Below are 16,382 nucleotides of genomic sequence, written 5' to 3'. Positions count from 1 at the left end.
GACAAAAAAGCCTTTTTTCAGATAGATAGCCGCACGCGGAGCACCATGCAGGAAGCCATACTGTCTGTCCGTGAACTCACGGAACAGCTGCGCAAAACCCTTGAGGGACGTTTCCCCTTTGTCTGGGTGCGGGGCGAGGTGACCAACCTGACCCGTCCCGGCTCCGGGCACGTCTATTTTACCCTCAAGGATGCCGATGCGCAGTTGCAGTGCGTGTGGTTCAGGCACATGCAGCGGCAGAACAGTCAGGGTTTTGATCCGTTGACAGGCGAGGTTTTTGACGCGCCGCGTCCTTCGCCGCTGGAGCTTTTGCGCAACGGGCTGGATGTGCTGTGCGCAGGGCGCATCACCCTGTATGCGCCGCGCGGCCAGTATCAGCTTGCCGTGGAGCTGGTGCAGCCAGCGGGCGAGGGGTTGCTTGCGCAGGCCTTTGAGGCCAGCAAGCGCAAGCTGGCGGCTCTGGGCTATTTCAGCCAAGAGCGCAAACGGCCCCTGCCGTATGATCCGCAGCGCGTGGCCCTTATCACCTCCCCAACGGGCGCGGCTATCCATGATTTTATGGAGCTTGCGGCCAGCCGGGGCAGCGGGGCGCGCATTCGTCTGTTCCCGGCCCTGGTGCAGGGGGCGGATGCTGCCCCCTCCATTGTACGGGCGCTGCACGAGGCCAATGCGCAGGGCTGGGCGCAGGCCGTTGTGCTGGTGCGCGGCGGGGGCTCGCTGGAAGATTTGTGGGCCTTTAATGAAGAAGCCGTGGCCGAGGCAGTGTTTGAGTCGCGCCTGCCGGTGCTGGCGGGCATCGGGCATGAGGTGGACGTTACCCTTGCCGACATGACGGCAGACCTGCGCGCGGCAACGCCCTCGCATGCGGCGCAACTGCTCTGGCCCGCGCGGGCCGAGCTGATGCAAAAGGTTGACGAGGCGGAGGCGGCCCTTGTGCGGGCGGCGCGGCGGCGGCTGGAAACAGCGGGACAGAGCCTCGCGCAGTTTGAAAACGCCCTGCGCTGGTTTTCGCCCATGCGGCATCAGGCCCGCCTGGCGGAGCAGCTTGACGGTCTGCACCGTTCCTTGCACAGGGCCGCGCGCCAGTGGCTCGACACCACAGAGGCCCGGCGCGACAGGCTTGAGCGCGCCCTGCAGAACGCCTTCAGCCCTTCGCGGCTGGATGTGCTGGGCAGCAGGGTAGAGGCTCTTTCCGCCAGTCTGGCTGCGGCCATGCCGCGCATGCTGGCCGCGCAGGAACAACGGTATGATGCCGCGCGGCAGCGCTTGCAGGCGGCAGGGCAGGAAATGCTTGCCCGCACCGGGCGCGAACTGGATAAATGCGAATTTGCTTTGGCAGCCGCCAACCCCCTCGCGCCCCTCAGGCGCGGCTATGCCCTTGTGCATGGTGCGGATGGCGGCCTGCTGCGCACGGTGACGGAGGCTCCTGCGGGCAGCGCCATCACGGTGCGGCTGGCGGATGGCAGCCTTGCCGCCGTGGTCAACAAGGTGCTGCCAGACGTTGCGCCAGACGCTTCGCCCGACTCTGATACAGGCGCGTTGCCGGTTGCCAAAAAACAAGGACGGAATAGCTGATGTCTGTGCTCACGCGCATGCTCGTGGTTCTGTTGGCGGGGGCTTTTATTTTTGTTCCTGCAGCCGTTCTGGCTGCGCCATCCCCCACGCCAGCCCTCGCGCTTGACGCGCCTGAATCCGTAGCCAGGGGGGATGCCTTTCCCGCCCTGGCGGTGAGCGACGCGCCCGCAAAGTCCTTTACGTTCCGCTGGCTGGGCAAAACCTACGAGGCCAGGGCGGAGCAGGTGAGCGCCAATACCGCTGCGGGCGCTGCAACGCGCTGGCAGGCCGTCATGTTGCTGCCCGTGCCGCTGGAAGAAAAGGAATCCGCGCGTGATCTTGCCGTCTCCACGGGCAACGGCAAGGATGCCCCCGCAGTAGTGCGCAAGATCGCTTTTTTTGACAAAGACCGCCCGGTGCAGAAACTGAACGTTGATAAAAAATACGTTGATCCCCCGGCGGCGGAAATGGCGCGCATCAAGGCCGACAGGGAACTTGTGCGCCAGGCCCTGGCCCAGCGTCTGCCCGAACGCTTCTGGGTGCTGCCCTTTGTGCGGCCTGTGCCCGGCGATGTTTCAAGCCTGTACGGCCTCAAACGCGTGTTCAACGGGCAGCCGCGCGGGGTGCACAAGGGCCTTGATCTGCGCGGCCCGCAGGGGCAGCCTGTGCTTGCCTGCGCCGATGGTCAGGTGGGCCTTACGGGGAATTTGTACTTCTCTGGTAATGTAGTGTACATCAATCACGGCGAAGGGGTGTTCACCGCGTATCTGCACCTCTCTGAAATACTGGTGCAAAATGGCGATCGGGTGCGCAAGGGGCAGGTTATCGGGCTGGTAGGGGCCACGGGCCGCGTTACCGGGCCGCATCTGCATCTTTCGCTTCTGGTTCAGGGCGAGTCGGTTGACCCGCAGCCCTTTTTGACAACCGGGAACGCCAGGGGAAACAATCCATGAGCGCCAAGACAGACAATACTTTTGAAAAAAAGATGGCCCGGCTTCAGGAGATCGTAGCGGCGCTTGAAAGCGGCGACCTGCCCCTGGAAAAGGGCATGGCCCTGTATAAGGAAGGAGCGGCGTGCTCGCGCTATTGCCGCGAGCAGCTCGACAAAGCCCGGCACGAGCTTGAAATCTGGCAGGATGGTCAGGCTCGTCCCCTTGAGTCACGCCCTGTGGCGGCAAGCGGGCTGAACGCAGAAGAGGAGGCGGAATAGGCGATGATGAGCGTTGCTGACATGAAGGCCCTGCTGCACTCGCGGGGCAAGGATGTGGAAGCCTATCTGGCCACCTGTCTTGACGGCCGCGATGTGCCGCAGAGGCTCAAGGATTCCATGCTGTACAGCCTGCAAGCCAGGGGCAAGCGTTTGCGCCCTGTTTTGTGCCTGAGCACTGCCGCCCTGTGCGGTCTTTCGCCCCAGCGCAGCATGCCCTTTGCTGCCGCTATCGAGATGATCCACACCTATTCGCTCATCCATGACGACCTCCCCGCCATGGATAACGATGATCTGCGCCGGGGCAAGCCCTCGAACCACAAAGCTTTTGATGAAGCCACGGCCATACTGGCGGGCGATGGCCTGCTGACGGACGCATTCATGGTCATGTGCCGCACTGCGGAATCCCCTGATCGTGTGCTGGACGCCGTTGCCGAGCTTTCGTTTGCGGCGGGGTCTTCCGGCATGGTGGGCGGGCAGGAATGGGACATGATCTATACGGGCGCGTCTTCCATCACGCTTGAGCAGATGCGCGCCGTGCACGCCATGAAAACTGGGGCGCTGCTGCGGGCATCATGCGTATGCGGGGCCATTCTTGCCGGTGCGGAAACGCCCGCGCGCGAGGCCATTGCCGCCTACGGCGCTGCGCTTGGCGTGGCATTTCAGATTGCGGACGACATCCTTGATGTGGTTTCCGACACTGAAACTCTGGGCAAACCTGCGGGCAGCGACGAGGAGCAGGGCAAGAGCACCTATCCCGCCCTGCTAGGGCTTGAAAAAAGCCGGGAACTGGCGCGCGCGCAGGCTCAGGCCGCGCAGGCCGCGCTGGCCCCGTTTGACGGGCAGGAAGCGGATTTTCTGCGGGCATTGGCCGACTACACGGTAACGAGGGCGGCCTAAATGGACACCACAGAAAGCCCATTGCTGGATGCTGTGAGCAGCCCGGCGCAACTGAACAAATTTTCTGACGCGCAGCTTGCCCAACTGGCTGGCGAGGTGCGCAGCCGCATCATTGAAACCGTCTCCCGCAACGGCGGGCATCTTGCGCCCTCTCTGGGCGTGGTTGAGCTGACGCTGGCCCTGCTGGCGACCTTTAATGTGGAGCACGACAAGCTCATCTGGGACGTGGGGCATCAGGCCTACGCCTACAAATTGCTGACCGGGCGCGCCAAGAATTTTCACACCCTGCGGTCTTTTGGCGGCATTTCTGGCTTTCCGCGCATGGCAGAAAGCCCGTACGACCATTTTGGCGTGGGGCATTCTTCCACGTCCATTTCTGCGGCTCTGGGCATGGCTTTGGCCCGCGATCTTTCCTGTCTCAAGCATCACGTGCTGGCCGTTATCGGCGATGGCTCGCTGACGGCGGGCGAGGCCTTTGAGGGCCTGAACCTTGCCGGGCACATGGGGCGGCGGCTCATTGTGGTGCTCAACGACAATGAAATGTCCATTTCGCCCAATGTGGGCGCGCTTTCGCTGTTTTTGAGCCGCACGCTTTCGCAGCGCTGGGTGCGGCAAACCCGCAAGGAAGTGCTTAATTTCCTGCGCTCCATTCCGCGCATCGGCCAAAAGCTGGCCGTATACGCCATGCGCGGCGAATGGAGCTTCAAGTCGTTCTTTACGCCGGGCATGCTGTTTGAGGCGTTTCGCTTCAACTACATCGGCCCGGTGGACGGGCACGACATCACAAGCCTGCGCCGCCATCTGGAAATGGCCGCCGCCATTGAGGACGGCCCGGTGCTGCTGCACGTGCGCACCCAGAAGGGCAAGGGCTACGGCCCGGCGGAGAAAAATCCCACACTGTACCACGGCATCGGCCTGTTCACGCCCGAAACCGGGCAGCCTGTGGCTTCCACAGCCAAGTTGCCCTCGTTCACCACGGTGTTCAGCAATACGCTGACAGAGCTTGCCGAGCATAACGACAAGATCATTGCTATCACGGCGGCCATGCCCGAAGGCACAGGCACGGACAAGTTCCGCGCGCGTTTCCCCGACCGCTTTGTGGATGTGGGCATTTGCGAGCAGCACGCCGTGACCTTTGCGGCGGGCCTTGCCAGCCAGGGCTATCGGCCCGCGCTGGCCGTGTATTCCACCTTTTTGCAGCGCTCGTACGATCAGGTTGTGCACGATGTATGTCTGCAAAATCTGCCCGTTACCTTCTGCGTAGACCGCGCAGGCCTTGTGGGCGAGGATGGAGCGACCCACCACGGGGCCTTTGATATCGCCTATCTGCGGCATATTCCCAATATCTCCATGCTGGCCCCGCGCGATGAAAATTTGCTGCGTCATAGCCTGCACACGGCTTTGTGCCATCCCGGCCCGTGCGCCCTGCGGTATCCGCGCGGCAGCGCCTTTGGCGTTGCCCCTGACGGCGCGCCGCGGCTGTTGACCCCCGGCCGGGGCGAAGTGCTGCAACAGGGCGAAGGCCTTGCGGTGATAGCCGTGGGCAACCGCGCGCATCCTGCGCTGGAAGCTGCGGCCATGGTGGAGCGGCAAACAGGTGTGAAGCCCCTTGTGTTCGACCCGGTCTGGATCAAACCCTTGCCGGAAGAACAACTGGCCGAAATCGCCCAAAACTTTGACCGTATTCTTATGGTGGAAGAAGGCGTGTTGGCTGGCGGTTTTTCATCCGCAGTGCTGGAATTCTGGAATGACCGTGGCCTCATGCGCGGCCAGCGCATCAAACGCCTTGGTCTGCCCGACCATTTTGTGGAGCACGGCAGCCAGTTGCGTCTGCGCGAACTTGTGGGCCTGCGCACCAACAATATTGCCGAGGCCATGCTGGAACTTTTGGGAAAGTAATAGGGCAATAGAAGTTCTTGAAAATAAAACTGCCGGGATTTTGATGCATCAAAATCCCGGCAGTTTTGTATTGTGTGGGAGAAAAACTAATTTGCGGCAGTGCGTCCTATGCTTGCTGGATCAGAATGGAAGTATTCCGCCCTACGCGTTCTAGTCTGGCTGAATATCGTATTGCTCCAGCTTGTCCCACACTGCGCTGATAATCAGGGCCATAACAGCAGCGAGGCGGGCCTTGGCGTGATCGTCCGGCGGGGTGGCCTGACCGCGCAGGTTGGCGGCCTGCACCGCAAGGCGCTGACAGAACAGTTCCGGGCAGCGAACCTGCTGTTCCTGCGCAAGCAGGGGCATGTATTCGGCAAAGGGGCCGTCCACAAAGGCGTTGAGGGCAGCGTTGACCGCTTTTTCGTCCGCGCTGTCAAAATTATTACTGGCTGCGGCCAGCAGATTGCCCGTCTGGCGCAGATAGGCCAAAAATACGGTATTGGGCGCGTGGTGCATGATGGCGGCCGTAACCACCGCGTGCACAAAGGCCCGCCACTCCGCGCAGAACATATCCGCACCCGGGCCTGACAGATATTCATCGGGCATCTGAGCGCCGCTGGCCATATTGATGATATCGGCGGTCTTGCTGTTGAGCTGAAACAGAATGCAGGCCGCTTCCACACCCTGAGCCGCGCTGAGCAGTTTTTTGGACATCAGGCCTGTTCCTCTAGCGGGTTTTGCGCGCAGGCTGCCTGCGCTTCGGCATAGGCGGCGTAACCCGCAGCGCGCAGGCGGCAGGCTGGGCAGTCGCCGCATCCATAGCCCCAGGGGTAGCGCTGCCCGCGCTGGCCCATGTAGCAGGTGTGGCTTTCTTCCACAATCAGGTTCACCAGCGCGTCGCCGCCAAGGCTGCGGGCCAGCATCCAGGCGTCCTTTTTGCTGCGCCACATGAGCGGCGTGTGCAGCGTAAAATTGGCGTCCATGCCGCTGTTAATGGCAACCTGCATGGCCTTGATGCTGTCGTCCCGGCAGTCGGGATAGCCGGAGTAATCGCTCTGGCAGACGCCCAGCACCATGTGGCGGATTTCCTTGGCATAGGCCCAGGCAGCGGCGTGCAGAATAAAGATGAGGTTGCGGCCAGGCACAAAGGTATTGGGCAGGCCGTTGGCGCAGTGCTCTTCTATTGGCGCGTCAGAGGTCAGAGCCGTGTCTGCAAGCTGGCGGAAAATATCGAGATTAAGCAGGGCATCCGGCCCCATGCGTTGCGCCCATTGCGGGTTAAGGGCGGCAATGCCCTCGCGCACGCGCTTGCGGCAGTCAAGCTCCACAGAGTGACGCTGCCCATAGTCAAAACCCAGCGTCAGCACCCGCTTGAAGCGGCTGAGCGCCCATGCGAGGCAAGTGGCGGAATCCTGCCCGCCGGAAAATATGACAAGAGCCTGTTGTTCAAGCAGGGGAGAAGTGGTGTTCATTTTACTTGCGGCCAGAAGTTGCAGGGACGCGCCGGGGCGTAGCCAGCCATAAAGGCATCCATGAGTGTGCCGAAAAACACGCGGTTGCGGGGCTTTATGTGCTGTACTTCAGCGCAGTCAGTGGGAAAAAAGCGCATGGATTCACGATTGCCCAGATAGGTCTTTTTGGCGGCAGGCAGGGTGAGCAAATGCGCCCACATGCCGCGCCGGGCGGCAATGGCTTCGTGCTGGAGCTTGCGCAGCCTTTCCTGAAAATGGGGATTGAGGTCGCTGTGCGGATACACAAAGGCCGCGCCGTTGCGAACCATGGTGTCGGACAGGGAGTGCCCGTCAGGCAGGATAACATCGGCCACCACGCGGCCGTAATGATCCTTGCCCTTGGCATCCACGGCCACCAGACGCACATCCTTGCCCTGAGCCAGTTTGGTAAGCTGGTCAAAGGCTTCGCGGGCGTAGTACTGGGGCTTATGTTTGCCCCGGTCCATTTCAGGGGCGTCAATGCCCGCAAGGCGCACTGTGCGGCGATCAGTGAGCTTTAACGTGTCGCCGTCAAAACATTTGGCGACCTTGCCCTGCGGATTGGGCAGAGGCTCGGCCGCAGGCGCAGCGCCAGCAACATTGGTCAATGCCAGCAGACACAGAAGAATCAGCGCAAAGACATGCGCTGTAGTATGATTTTTGCCGCCCGAAAAATGGGGCCAGCGGAAAAGCTGTTGCATGTGGCTCAGCATAGGTGCGGTGCTCGTCCGTTGCTGTCAGAGTGGCGGAAAGGTCAATGGGATCATGACCGTGCAAGCCCGACAGGTCAACCTGCCGGGCTTGCACAATGAATCAGTTTTCGTAGTAGGAACGCAGGGGCTGGCTGCGAACGGGGTGGCGGAGCTTGCGCAGGGCCTTTGCCTCGATCTGCCGGATGCGTTCGCGCGTGACGTTGAAGAGCTTGCCCACTTCTTCAAGGGTGTGGTCGCTCTTTTCTGCAATGCCAAAGCGCTTGCGCAGCACCTGTTCTTCACGCGGGGTAAGGTCGGCCAGCACGGCGGCAAGCTGCTCGGACAGCTTGGTATTGATGACTTCTTCAGCCGGTGCAACGGCCTTTTTGTCTTCAATAAAGTCGCCAAGGCTCGAATCTTCTTCATCACCAATGGGCGTCTCAAGCGAGATGGGCTCCTTGGCGATCTTGAGCACTTTTTTGACCTTTTCCACCGGGTATTCCATACGCTCGGCGATTTCCTCGGGCGTGGGGTCGCGCCCCAGTTCCTGCACAAGGTAACGCGAGGTGCGGATAAGCTTGTTGATGGTTTCGATCATGTGCACGGGAATGCGGATGGTGCGGGCCTGATCCGCGATAGCGCGGGTAATGGCCTGACGGATCCACCACGTGGCATAGGTCGAAAACTTGTAACCGCGCTGGTATTCAAACTTGTCCACGGCCTTCATCAGGCCGATGTTGCCTTCCTGAATGAGGTCAAGGAACTGAAGGCCGCGGTTGGTGTATTTTTTGGCAATGGAAACAACCAGACGCAGGTTGGAGCGGATCAGCTCCTGCTTGGCGCGCATGGCGGCGGTGTTGCCGCGCTTGATGCGCCACAGCACTTCTTCAAGATCAGTGACGTTATGGCAGCACTTTTCCTGGAGGCGGCTGAGAATTTCGATCTTGCCGATGATCATTTCCTTGAATGAAAACAGCTCGTCCACGCTCAGCTTGAGGTCGCGGGCCGCATCGTTGGGGTTGACCTCGCGTTTTTCAAGGCCGTCAAACATGGCCTGAATTTCCGCCTGGGTGCGCCCGGTGGAAAGGATGTAGGCCGACAGGTCGCGCTGGCAGTTGTGCATCTGGCGCACATAGTCCTCGACCGTTTCAATGATGCGGTCGATGAGCGTTTTTTCCAGCTTGATGTCGCGCAGGCGGGTGACGATTTCATCCTTGAAGCTGATGATTTCTTTCTGCACTGCGGTAACGCGGCGATCCATGCAGGCGCAGGCGTCCAGCTTTTTGTAAATCTTGCGCTTCTTCTTGAAAGTCTGCTTGATTTCGTCCAGCAACAGAATAACGCGGGTGCGCTGGTTCATTTCGTCTTCGCTGGGGTCGTCTTCTTCAATGGTTTTGACCACGTCCTTCAGTTTGACGCGGTTCTGGCGCAGGTCTTCGCCCACATTGATGAGTTCTTCAACGGCCACAGGCACTTCAACCAGGGCGTAGAGCACGTCCTGCTCGCCCATCTCGATCTTTTTTGCGATGACAACTTCGCCATCGCGGTCGAGCAGGGGCACGGCGCCCATTTCGCGCAGGTACATGCGCACGGGGTCGGTGCTGCGCGAGGAATAGTCCGCAGTGTCTTCGTCTTCGGACAGATCCAGCGAACCTTCGGTAATGTCTTCGTCAGTCTCGGTGGCGGCGGCGGAAATCTTTTTCCCGTCCTTTTCCGAGTCCACAATGACGATTTCGAGCTGTTCAAAGATGCCGATGATTTCCTCAAATTGCTCCGGCGTGCTCATTTCAACAGGCAGAGCCTTGTTGACCTCTTCAAAGGTCAGAAAGCCCGCGCCCTTGCCTTTGGCAATAAGGGATTGTATCTGCTGGATATCTTTAAGATTGCTCATGCCCTTTCTCCAAGGTTTCCTTAAGTGCGCGAAGATAATCCAAATCAGCTTCAAAGTCACCTATGCCTGTATTGGCCCGCATGGCAGCGGACAGGGAGGAGGCCTGAGCTGAGGCGTAGTATTGATCTAGCGACTGTCGCAATAATTCAAGTTCTTTTTCGCCGCTGTCGCATGGCGCGGCTTCCGGGCCGCGACATTTGCACCAGAAGTTTTTTTCCCGTTCATCAAGCTGATGGAACACTTCTTCCGGGCCGTGGGTTTCAATCTTGTCCCACAGCCGCCGGGCGATGTCAGACCTCAAGGCAAGGTCAGCCCCCATTTCCTGCATATCGCGCAGGCGGTGGGGATACCGCACGGCAAACATCATTATTTCGCGGTCGCGTATGTTCTGGCGCGTCCGCGAGGCGGAGACCCCCTGTGGCTGGCCGTCTTTGCGTTGCCCCCGCGCCCCGGCAATGCCCTCGCGCAGGTCGGCTTCCGAAAGCTGCAAATGAGCCGCCAGCCGTGAAATGTAGGGACTGATCAGCTCTGGAATATCCAGCTGGCGCAAAAAATTGCGCGCCCATTCCACTGTTTCGCGCGGGGCCAGGGCCTTGAGCACGTCCACGCAAAAGCGCAGACCGTCCGGGGCCTGTGCCTGCAAGGCCTCAAAAGCCTCGGGGCCAGCGCCGCGCAGCAAACTGTCTATGTCTTCACCTTCGGGCATGATCACCACGCTGCACGAAAGGCCGCGCGTGAGCAGCATTTCGCACGAGCGCAAAGCTGCCTTGCGTCCGGCGCGGTCGCCGTCAAACAGCAGGGTCATTTGCGATGCAAAGCCCGAAAGGCGTTTTATCTGTTCAGGCGTCAGGGCCGTGCCAAGCACGCCAACGGCATTGTCGTAGCCGAACTGGTGCAGGGTGAGCACGTCCATGTAGCCTTCTGTCAACATGGCGCGCCCCTTGGTCACAATGCCGCGCCGCGCCTGCGCCAGCCCGTAAAGGTGCTCGCCCTTCTTGTAGAGGGGCGTGTCGGCGCTGTTGATATACTTGGCTTCTTCCTCATCGGCGATAATACGCCCGCCAAAGGCGATTATCTGGTTGGAAAGACTCTTGATGGGAAAAATGAGCCGCCCGCGAAACCTGTCGTAGGGCCGCCCGCTGCTTGCCTGTCCTACAAGGCCGGCTTCTGCGGCCATGCGCATGTCAAAGCCCGCACGGCGCAGGGCATCAGCCAGCGACTGCCATTCGCGTCTGGCCCAGCCAAGGCCAAAGCGCTGTACTATCTCATCGCTCAAACCGCGTTTTTCTATATACCGCCTGCATTCTTCCGCCTCGGGGCTTTGCAGGGCCGAGGCAAAATGGCCTGCCGCAAGCTCGTACATGCGCAGCATCTGCTGCCGCGCCGAGCGCTGCTTGCGTTCCTGCCCGTCCCGCTGGGGATCACGCGGGCCGCGGTCAATGGTAATGCCAGCTTCCGCCGCCAGTTGTTCAAGCGTTTCCTTAAACTCCAGCCCGTTGATGCGGCTGTAAAAATCAAAAACATCGCCCGAGGCGTGGCAGCCGAAACAGTAAAAAAGCCCCTGATCTTCGTTGACGGAAAAGGACGGCTTGGTTTCCTGATGGAATGGGCAGGGCGCTACCCAGCGCGGCCCGTTGCGCTTCAGCTCAACATAGCGGCGCACCACGTCAACGATATTCAGGCGCTCTTTAATGGCGCGGATTGCGTCCTTGGACTGCATGGGTCACACGCCCGTAATTAGCGAAAGGTTACTATGGTCATGCCATCGCCGCCCCGGTCTTCCGGCGCAAGGGCAAACTGCCCCACAGCCGGAAAACTCCGCAAAAAATCATGCACCTGACGGCGCAGCGCGCCCGTACCCCTGCCGTGTACCACTTCCACCTCTGAAAATCCTGCCAGCAAGGCCTTGTCCATAAAGCGTTCCAGCTCGGCCAGCGCCACATCCGCGCGCATGCCGCGCATATCAAGGCGCAGGGATGCTGCCTCGTCACTGGCGGATGTGCGGCCCACAACGCCCCTGAGGGCGCTTTTGGAGGGGCTTGGCGCTGTCTGGCCCGGCACGCGCAGGGCCTTCATTTCTGCCCAGAGGTTCACGCCGTTCATTTCCAGCCGCACACGCCCGCGCCGTTCGTCCACATCGGTGATGACGCCGCGTTTGTTGAATACGGTGTGCAGCACTTCCTGCCCGGCCGTAAAGGTTTGGGGCTGGGGCAGCACGGACGCGCCTTCCGCAGTTTCATCCTGCGCGGGAGCCAGCGAGGCCCGCAGACGCGACATTTCCTTGAGCGCCTGCTTGTGGGTGGCGCGGCCTTCCTTCCAGGCGCGCATGAGGTCGCCAGCCTGTGCGCGAACCTCGTCGTGCAGGCGGAGGCGTTCCTTCTCAAGCTTTTCGCGCAGATCCTGCGTCTGGCGGCGGGTTTTATCCTGCTCGCGCTTGAGTTCCGCCAGCTCTTCCTCCCGCTTTGCGGCCAGATCATTGAGCCTGCCAAGCAGGGCCGTTGCGTCCTGCCCGTCCTGCAAAAGGTAATGCTCCGCCCTGCGTACAATGCTTTCGGCAAGGCCGTGCTCGCGCGCCACATCCAGCGCCTGACTGGCCCCGACCTGATCGTAAGCAAGCCGGAACAAAGGCTTTTTGCTTTGGGGATCAAAGAGCATGGAGGCCGCCCGTGCGCCTTCGCGCGTGAGGGCATAGCTTTTGAGCGCGGGGAAATGCGTTGCCGACAGAACAAAGGTATGTTTGTCCAGCAATTCGTCAAGTACGGCCTGAGCAAGGGCAGCGCCCTGGGCCGGGTCGGTGCCTGCGCCAAATTCGTCAAGCAGCACAAGGCTGCTGGCGTCCAGGTGCTTCCAGGCCTTGGCGAGGTGCTCGATCTGTGCGGTGAAGGTAGAAACATTGTCCGCAAGGCTCTGCTCGTCGCCGATAAAGGCATCCAGCCTGCTGAACCAGGGCAGGTGCGAACCAGCGCCCACAGGCACGGGCAGGCCGCTCAGGGTCATGGCCGCAATGAGGCCAAGCGTCTTGAGGCATACGGTTTTGCCGCCCGCATTGCCGCCGGTGATGACCAGGGCGCGCTCGCCGGGGCGCAACACGATATCCAGAGGCCGCACCTTGCTGTGGGCAGCGGCGGCGGCCTTGGAGCCGTCCTTGCCGGATTCGGCCACGCGGTTGAGCATGAGCAGGGGGTGGCGGGCATCAAGAAGCTGAATGCCCTCCGCCACAGGGGTGAGGGGCAGCGGGCGGCCGTCAAAAAGGGCGGCAAGCCTGCGCTTGGCCTGCAAAACATCAAGCTGGGCCAGCAGCTCAAGGGCTGCGCGCGCGCCGGGCAGCTCCGCCTCAAGCAGGCTGCGCAGATAGACCAGAACCTTACGTTCTTCTTCGCGTTCTTCGCGCTTCAGTTCCTGAAGGCGGTTGTTGATCTCCACCAGAAACATGGGCTCAAAGTAGCAGGTCTCGCCCGTTTGCGACCAGTCGTGGATGATGCCCTGCATGCGGCCCTTGAAGTTGGCCTTGAGGGGGAGCACGTAACGGTCGGACGAGAGGGTCATGAACTCGTCTTGCAGATAGGCCAGCATGTTGTACTGCTGGGCAAAATCCTTGACCTTGCGCATGCAGCTCTGGTGCAGGCGGCGCAGTTCGCCGCGCAGGCGGTACAACTCGGGCGAGCTTTCATCGCGCAGCAGGCCATCGTCGGAAATGCAGCGCAAGAGGGCCGCGGTGAGCTGAACTGGCAGGGGAGAGCCATCGGCCATGGCCAGCAGGTGCGGCCAGCGGGTGGCGGCCTCAGGCTGGGCAATGGATGCGTGGGCGTCTCTGGCAAGGCGCAGCACCTCGCGCAGCGCCCAAAAGGCGTCTACATCGGGCTGAAAAGTGTGGGCGCGGCTGGTGGCCGCAGCGCGCAGCATGCCGCTGACATCGGGGAAGGAGCATACGCAGAAAACCGCGCCGCCTGCGGCAGGGCGGCTGGCCCAGTCGGCGGCTTCCTCATAGATGCGTGCGGCAAGCGTTACCGCCTCTGCATCGTCAAGGGGGGCAATGGCCCTGGCGCGTTCCCGGCCAACGCCGGAAAGGCACAATTCCGAAAGGTGATCTGCAATGCGGTGAAATTCTAGGGCGTTGAGCGTGCGGGCGTGAATCATGCGTGAACTGCCTTAAAGCATTGGGTTTGCGCGCAAAAAACGGCGCTTGCCCGTGGTGCGGAAAAAACATCGTGAGCCGTTGGGCAGCATGCCCTTGCGCAGCAGCAAAGCTACCCGGCAAGCGCAGCTGTAGCTGCGGCGCTTTCGGGCTGTCGCCCAAGGGGCGAAAGTGAGCTGCTCAAGGCTTTTTGCTCCAAAACGTGGCGACTCCCGCAAGATTGCATGCCAACTCAAAACGGGACACTGAAACGGGGTTTTCCCCCAGGTGGAAATGCGCCTGAAGCTACGGCTGGAGGCGTTTTTTGACGGCTTCCGAAAGAGCCTTGCCGTCTACACGGCCTTTGTGGCCCGCCATGATGGCAGAAATGACCTTGCCCATGTCCTTGGGGGAAGTTGCGCCCACTTCGGCCACGGTGGCGTCAATAAGGGCTGCAAGTTCTTCTGCCGAGAGGGGCTTGGGCAGGTATTCCTTGAGAATGACAAGCTCCGCCGCTTCCTTGTCGGCCAGATCGGTGCGGCCTGCTGCCGTGAACTGGTCGATGGAATCCTGCCGCTGCTTGCCTTCCTTGATGATGATATCAAGCATTTCTTCGTCGGCAAGGCTGCCGCCGGGGCGCTTGAGTTCCACCAGGCGATTCTTCACCGCCGTCTTGAGAAGGCGCAGCACGGTAAGGCGCACACTGTCCTTGGCTTTGTAGGCTTTGATATAGTCAACGTCGATCTGCTCAAAAAGCGTGGTGGTGACAGTCATGGCGGTGGTGGGGTGGAGGGTGGAGAAAAGCAGAAAACGCGGGAAGCCCGAGGGGCCTCCCGCAAACTGGCCGAATGAACGGAGCGATGGCTTTGCATCGCGCGGCCTGCCGTTTGCAGGGTTATGGCCTGCAAAACGGCGCAAGGCATTGCTGCCTAGGCCATGTTCATCTTCCTGATCTTTTTCATCAGCCGCTTCCGGGCGGCGGCCTTCTTCTTTTTACGCATAACGCTGGGCTTTTCGTAGTGCTGGCGCTTCTTCATTTCAGAAAGAACGCCCGCCTTTTCTACCTGTTTCTTAAAGCGGCGCAGTGCGATGTCGAAGTTATAGTCGTCGTCGTTAAGAAAAACTCCGGGCAAGAAAATCACCCCCTTCGGCGGTGGGGCACAGCTCTAGACCATGGCCCGCAAAATATGAACTGCTCTTTTAGCCCGCACTTTAGAAAAAGGCAAGCCTCAAGTGCGGGAAAATGAATATTTTCCGCAAAAGGTGGCAGCTTTTCAAATTGCTGATCCCAGCGGCAAGGCAAAGGGGCATCTTGCAAGGGTGCATCGGGTGCATCGCTGGCGAGGTGGTTCTTTGCCTTGCCGTTGGGCAAAAGCATTCGGCAACAGCCTTGCGGCTGCTGACGCAAATCAAAAAGCCGCTATGCCAGAGGCATAACGGCTCAAGCTTAATTCAGGGAGTCCTTAAGCATTTTGCCGGGACGGAATTTGAGAATTTTGCAGGCGGGAATGGTCAGCGTATCGCCGGTGCGCGGGTTGCGCCCCTGGCGAGCCTTGCGGGTTTCTACCGCAAAGGTGCCAAAACCCGTGAGGGTCAGTTTGGACTCTTTTACAAGAGCGTCTTCCACAGAAGCAAGAAAAGCATTGAGGGCACGCTCGGCGGCAGCCTTGGTCAGGTTTGCCTTGGCGGCGATTTTTTCAACCAGATCAGCTTTAGTCATCAGCACATCCTCCTGAAAATTCCCCGGCTTGAGTTGTTCTGCCAGCAAGCTCAGACGGCAAATGCCGCCAAGCGTTACGTTTTAAAAGACAGTGCGTAAACTCAAAACTTTTTATGCATTATTGTCAAGCTGCTCGGCCCAAAAAGCGGCTAGAGCCTGAAAATCTTTGTTGGCAAGGGCTTCAGGCCGCAGGCTTGGGTCGATGCCTGTTTTTTCCAGCGCGGCCTCAAGCCCGGGCTGACCGCTGCGCCTGAAAACGCCGCCAAGCTGTTTGCGGCGCTGCTGAAAGCACACGCGCAAGAGCCGCGCCAGCACTTCGGGGTGGGCTGGCCTGCGCTCCGGCGGCAGGGGATCAAAAGAAAGCACTGCAGAATCCACCTTGGGCGGCGGGCTGAAAGCCCCCGGCCCCACAATAAATTCCATGCGCGGGCGGGCGTAGCTTTGCACCCAGACAGAAAGCGCGCCGTAGTGGTTGGTGTTGGGCTGGGCAGCCAGCCGCTGGCCCACCTCTTTTTGCACCATAAAGGAAGCGCGCTGCCAGCCCGTTGCGCGCGAAACAATGTCCCATATGAGGGGCGAGGCTACGTTGTAGGGTAGGTTGCCTATGATCTTCCACGGTTTTTCAGGCGTGATGCGCCGCCAGTCAAAACGCAGGGCATCGGTCAGCACCGCCTGGGTGCGGGCCTCGCCAAGGCGCTGGCGCTCAGCCGCCCAGTGGCGGTCTTTTTCAAGCAGCAAAAGGCGGGCGTGGGGCTGCTCCTCGATGGCGCGGGTGAGCGCGCCGGGGCCGGGGCCGATCTCAAGCACCATGTCTTCGGGCTTGGGCAGCAGCAGCATGGCGATGCGGCGGCAGATATCCTCGCGCTTCAAAAAGTGCTGGCCGAGGCTTTTTTTTGCGCGGGGCTGGCCGTGTGTGGATTCTTGGTGCTGCAT

Annotated in this window: 16 protein-coding genes; 6 read left to right on the top strand and 10 right to left on the bottom strand. The window is 60.5% G+C overall.

Annotation, left to right across the window (positions count from 1 at the left end; translation table 11 throughout):
- Positions 1 to 45: 45 nt before the first annotated feature.
- The 5 genes from xseA to dxs are packed head-to-tail and all read left to right on the top strand — an operon-like array spanning position 46 to position 5,560.
- Entirely contained in the window at positions 46 to 1,575 is a 1,530-nt protein-coding gene (xseA, locus tag ACUZ9Q_RS08340; protein ID WP_215647857.1) for an exodeoxyribonuclease VII large subunit, read from the top strand.
- Positions 1,575 to 2,507 (top strand): M23 family metallopeptidase, encoded by a 933-nt coding sequence (locus ACUZ9Q_RS08335; protein WP_449247675.1) that lies wholly within the window; start codon positions 1,575 to 1,577, stop codon positions 2,505 to 2,507. The genes xseA and ACUZ9Q_RS08335 overlap by 1 nt, the downstream gene beginning before the upstream one ends.
- Positions 2,504 to 2,764: an exodeoxyribonuclease VII small subunit gene (gene xseB / locus ACUZ9Q_RS08330; RefSeq protein WP_192111962.1), complete on the top strand. Its 261-nt coding sequence runs from the start codon at positions 2,504 to 2,506 to the stop codon at positions 2,762 to 2,764. Before ACUZ9Q_RS08335 ends, xseB begins: the two co-directional genes overlap by 4 nt.
- Positions 2,765 to 2,767: 3 nt before the next feature.
- Positions 2,768 to 3,661: a polyprenyl synthetase family protein gene (locus ACUZ9Q_RS08325; RefSeq protein WP_449247674.1), complete on the top strand. Its 894-nt coding sequence runs from the start codon at positions 2,768 to 2,770 to the stop codon at positions 3,659 to 3,661.
- Entirely contained in the window at positions 3,662 to 5,560 is a 1,899-nt protein-coding gene (gene dxs / locus ACUZ9Q_RS08320; RefSeq protein WP_215647859.1) for a 1-deoxy-D-xylulose-5-phosphate synthase, read from the top strand. It abuts the gene before it with no gap.
- A gap of 150 nt (positions 5,561 to 5,710) precedes the next feature.
- On the opposite strand, the gene ACUZ9Q_RS08315 is transcribed toward dxs, so the two are convergent.
- The 8 genes from ACUZ9Q_RS08315 to rpsU form a co-directional block, all read right to left on the bottom strand.
- Positions 5,711 to 6,256, bottom strand: a complete 546-nt coding sequence (locus tag ACUZ9Q_RS08315; protein WP_192111959.1) for a serine/threonine protein kinase — start codon at positions 6,254 to 6,256, stop codon at positions 5,711 to 5,713.
- Positions 6,256 to 7,014, bottom strand: a complete 759-nt coding sequence (gene queC, locus ACUZ9Q_RS08310; RefSeq protein WP_215647860.1) for a 7-cyano-7-deazaguanine synthase QueC — start codon at positions 7,012 to 7,014, stop codon at positions 6,256 to 6,258. The genes ACUZ9Q_RS08315 and queC overlap by 1 nt, the downstream gene beginning before the upstream one ends.
- Positions 7,011 to 7,733 (bottom strand): thermonuclease family protein, encoded by a 723-nt coding sequence (locus ACUZ9Q_RS08305; protein WP_215647861.1) that lies wholly within the window; start codon positions 7,731 to 7,733, stop codon positions 7,011 to 7,013. The genes queC and ACUZ9Q_RS08305 overlap by 4 nt, the downstream gene beginning before the upstream one ends.
- Positions 7,734 to 7,845: 112 nt before the next feature.
- The gene (gene rpoD / locus ACUZ9Q_RS08300; protein WP_192111956.1) at positions 7,846 to 9,615 is read right to left on the bottom strand and encodes an RNA polymerase sigma factor RpoD; all 1,770 of its coding nucleotides are present in this window, start codon (positions 9,613 to 9,615) and stop codon (positions 7,846 to 7,848) included.
- Entirely contained in the window at positions 9,602 to 11,335 is a 1,734-nt protein-coding gene (dnaG, locus tag ACUZ9Q_RS08295) for a DNA primase (RefSeq protein WP_215647862.1), read from the bottom strand. The genes rpoD and dnaG overlap by 14 nt, the downstream gene beginning before the upstream one ends.
- 17 nt (positions 11,336 to 11,352) lie before the next feature.
- Complete coding sequence (locus ACUZ9Q_RS08290; protein ID WP_192111954.1) at positions 11,353 to 13,752, bottom strand: endonuclease MutS2; 2,400 nt, start codon at positions 13,750 to 13,752, stop codon at positions 11,353 to 11,355.
- 283 nt (positions 13,753 to 14,035) lie between these two features.
- Complete coding sequence (locus tag ACUZ9Q_RS08285) at positions 14,036 to 14,503, bottom strand: GatB/YqeY domain-containing protein (protein ID WP_192112096.1); 468 nt, start codon at positions 14,501 to 14,503, stop codon at positions 14,036 to 14,038.
- A gap of 155 nt (positions 14,504 to 14,658) precedes the next feature.
- Complete coding sequence (gene rpsU, locus ACUZ9Q_RS08280; RefSeq protein WP_183718206.1) at positions 14,659 to 14,862, bottom strand: 30S ribosomal protein S21; 204 nt, start codon at positions 14,860 to 14,862, stop codon at positions 14,659 to 14,661.
- Positions 14,863 to 14,962: 100 nt separating this feature from the next.
- Here rpsU and ACUZ9Q_RS08275 point away from each other — a divergent pair, with 100 nt between their 5' ends.
- The gene (locus ACUZ9Q_RS08275) at positions 14,963 to 15,166 is read left to right on the top strand and encodes a hypothetical protein (protein ID WP_192111953.1); all 204 of its coding nucleotides are present in this window, start codon (positions 14,963 to 14,965) and stop codon (positions 15,164 to 15,166) included.
- A gap of 10 nt (positions 15,167 to 15,176) precedes the next feature.
- Here ACUZ9Q_RS08275 and ACUZ9Q_RS08270 read toward each other — a convergent pair whose 3' ends face one another.
- Together ACUZ9Q_RS08270 and rsmA are read right to left on the bottom strand one after the other, a co-directional pair.
- Positions 15,177 to 15,449 carry an HU family DNA-binding protein gene (locus ACUZ9Q_RS08270; RefSeq protein ID WP_022659306.1) on the bottom strand — a complete coding sequence of 91 codons (273 nt, stop codon included), beginning with the start codon at positions 15,447 to 15,449 and terminating at the stop codon, positions 15,177 to 15,179.
- 111 nt (positions 15,450 to 15,560) lie between these two features.
- Complete coding sequence (gene rsmA, locus ACUZ9Q_RS08265) at positions 15,561 to 16,382, bottom strand: 16S rRNA (adenine(1518)-N(6)/adenine(1519)-N(6))-dimethyltransferase RsmA (RefSeq protein WP_449247673.1); 822 nt, start codon at positions 16,380 to 16,382, stop codon at positions 15,561 to 15,563.

This window comes from Desulfovibrio desulfopostgatei (assembly GCF_053570645.1).
Note: the sequence above shows the minus strand (reverse complement) of the source record. Positions and strands in the feature narration are given on the sequence as shown.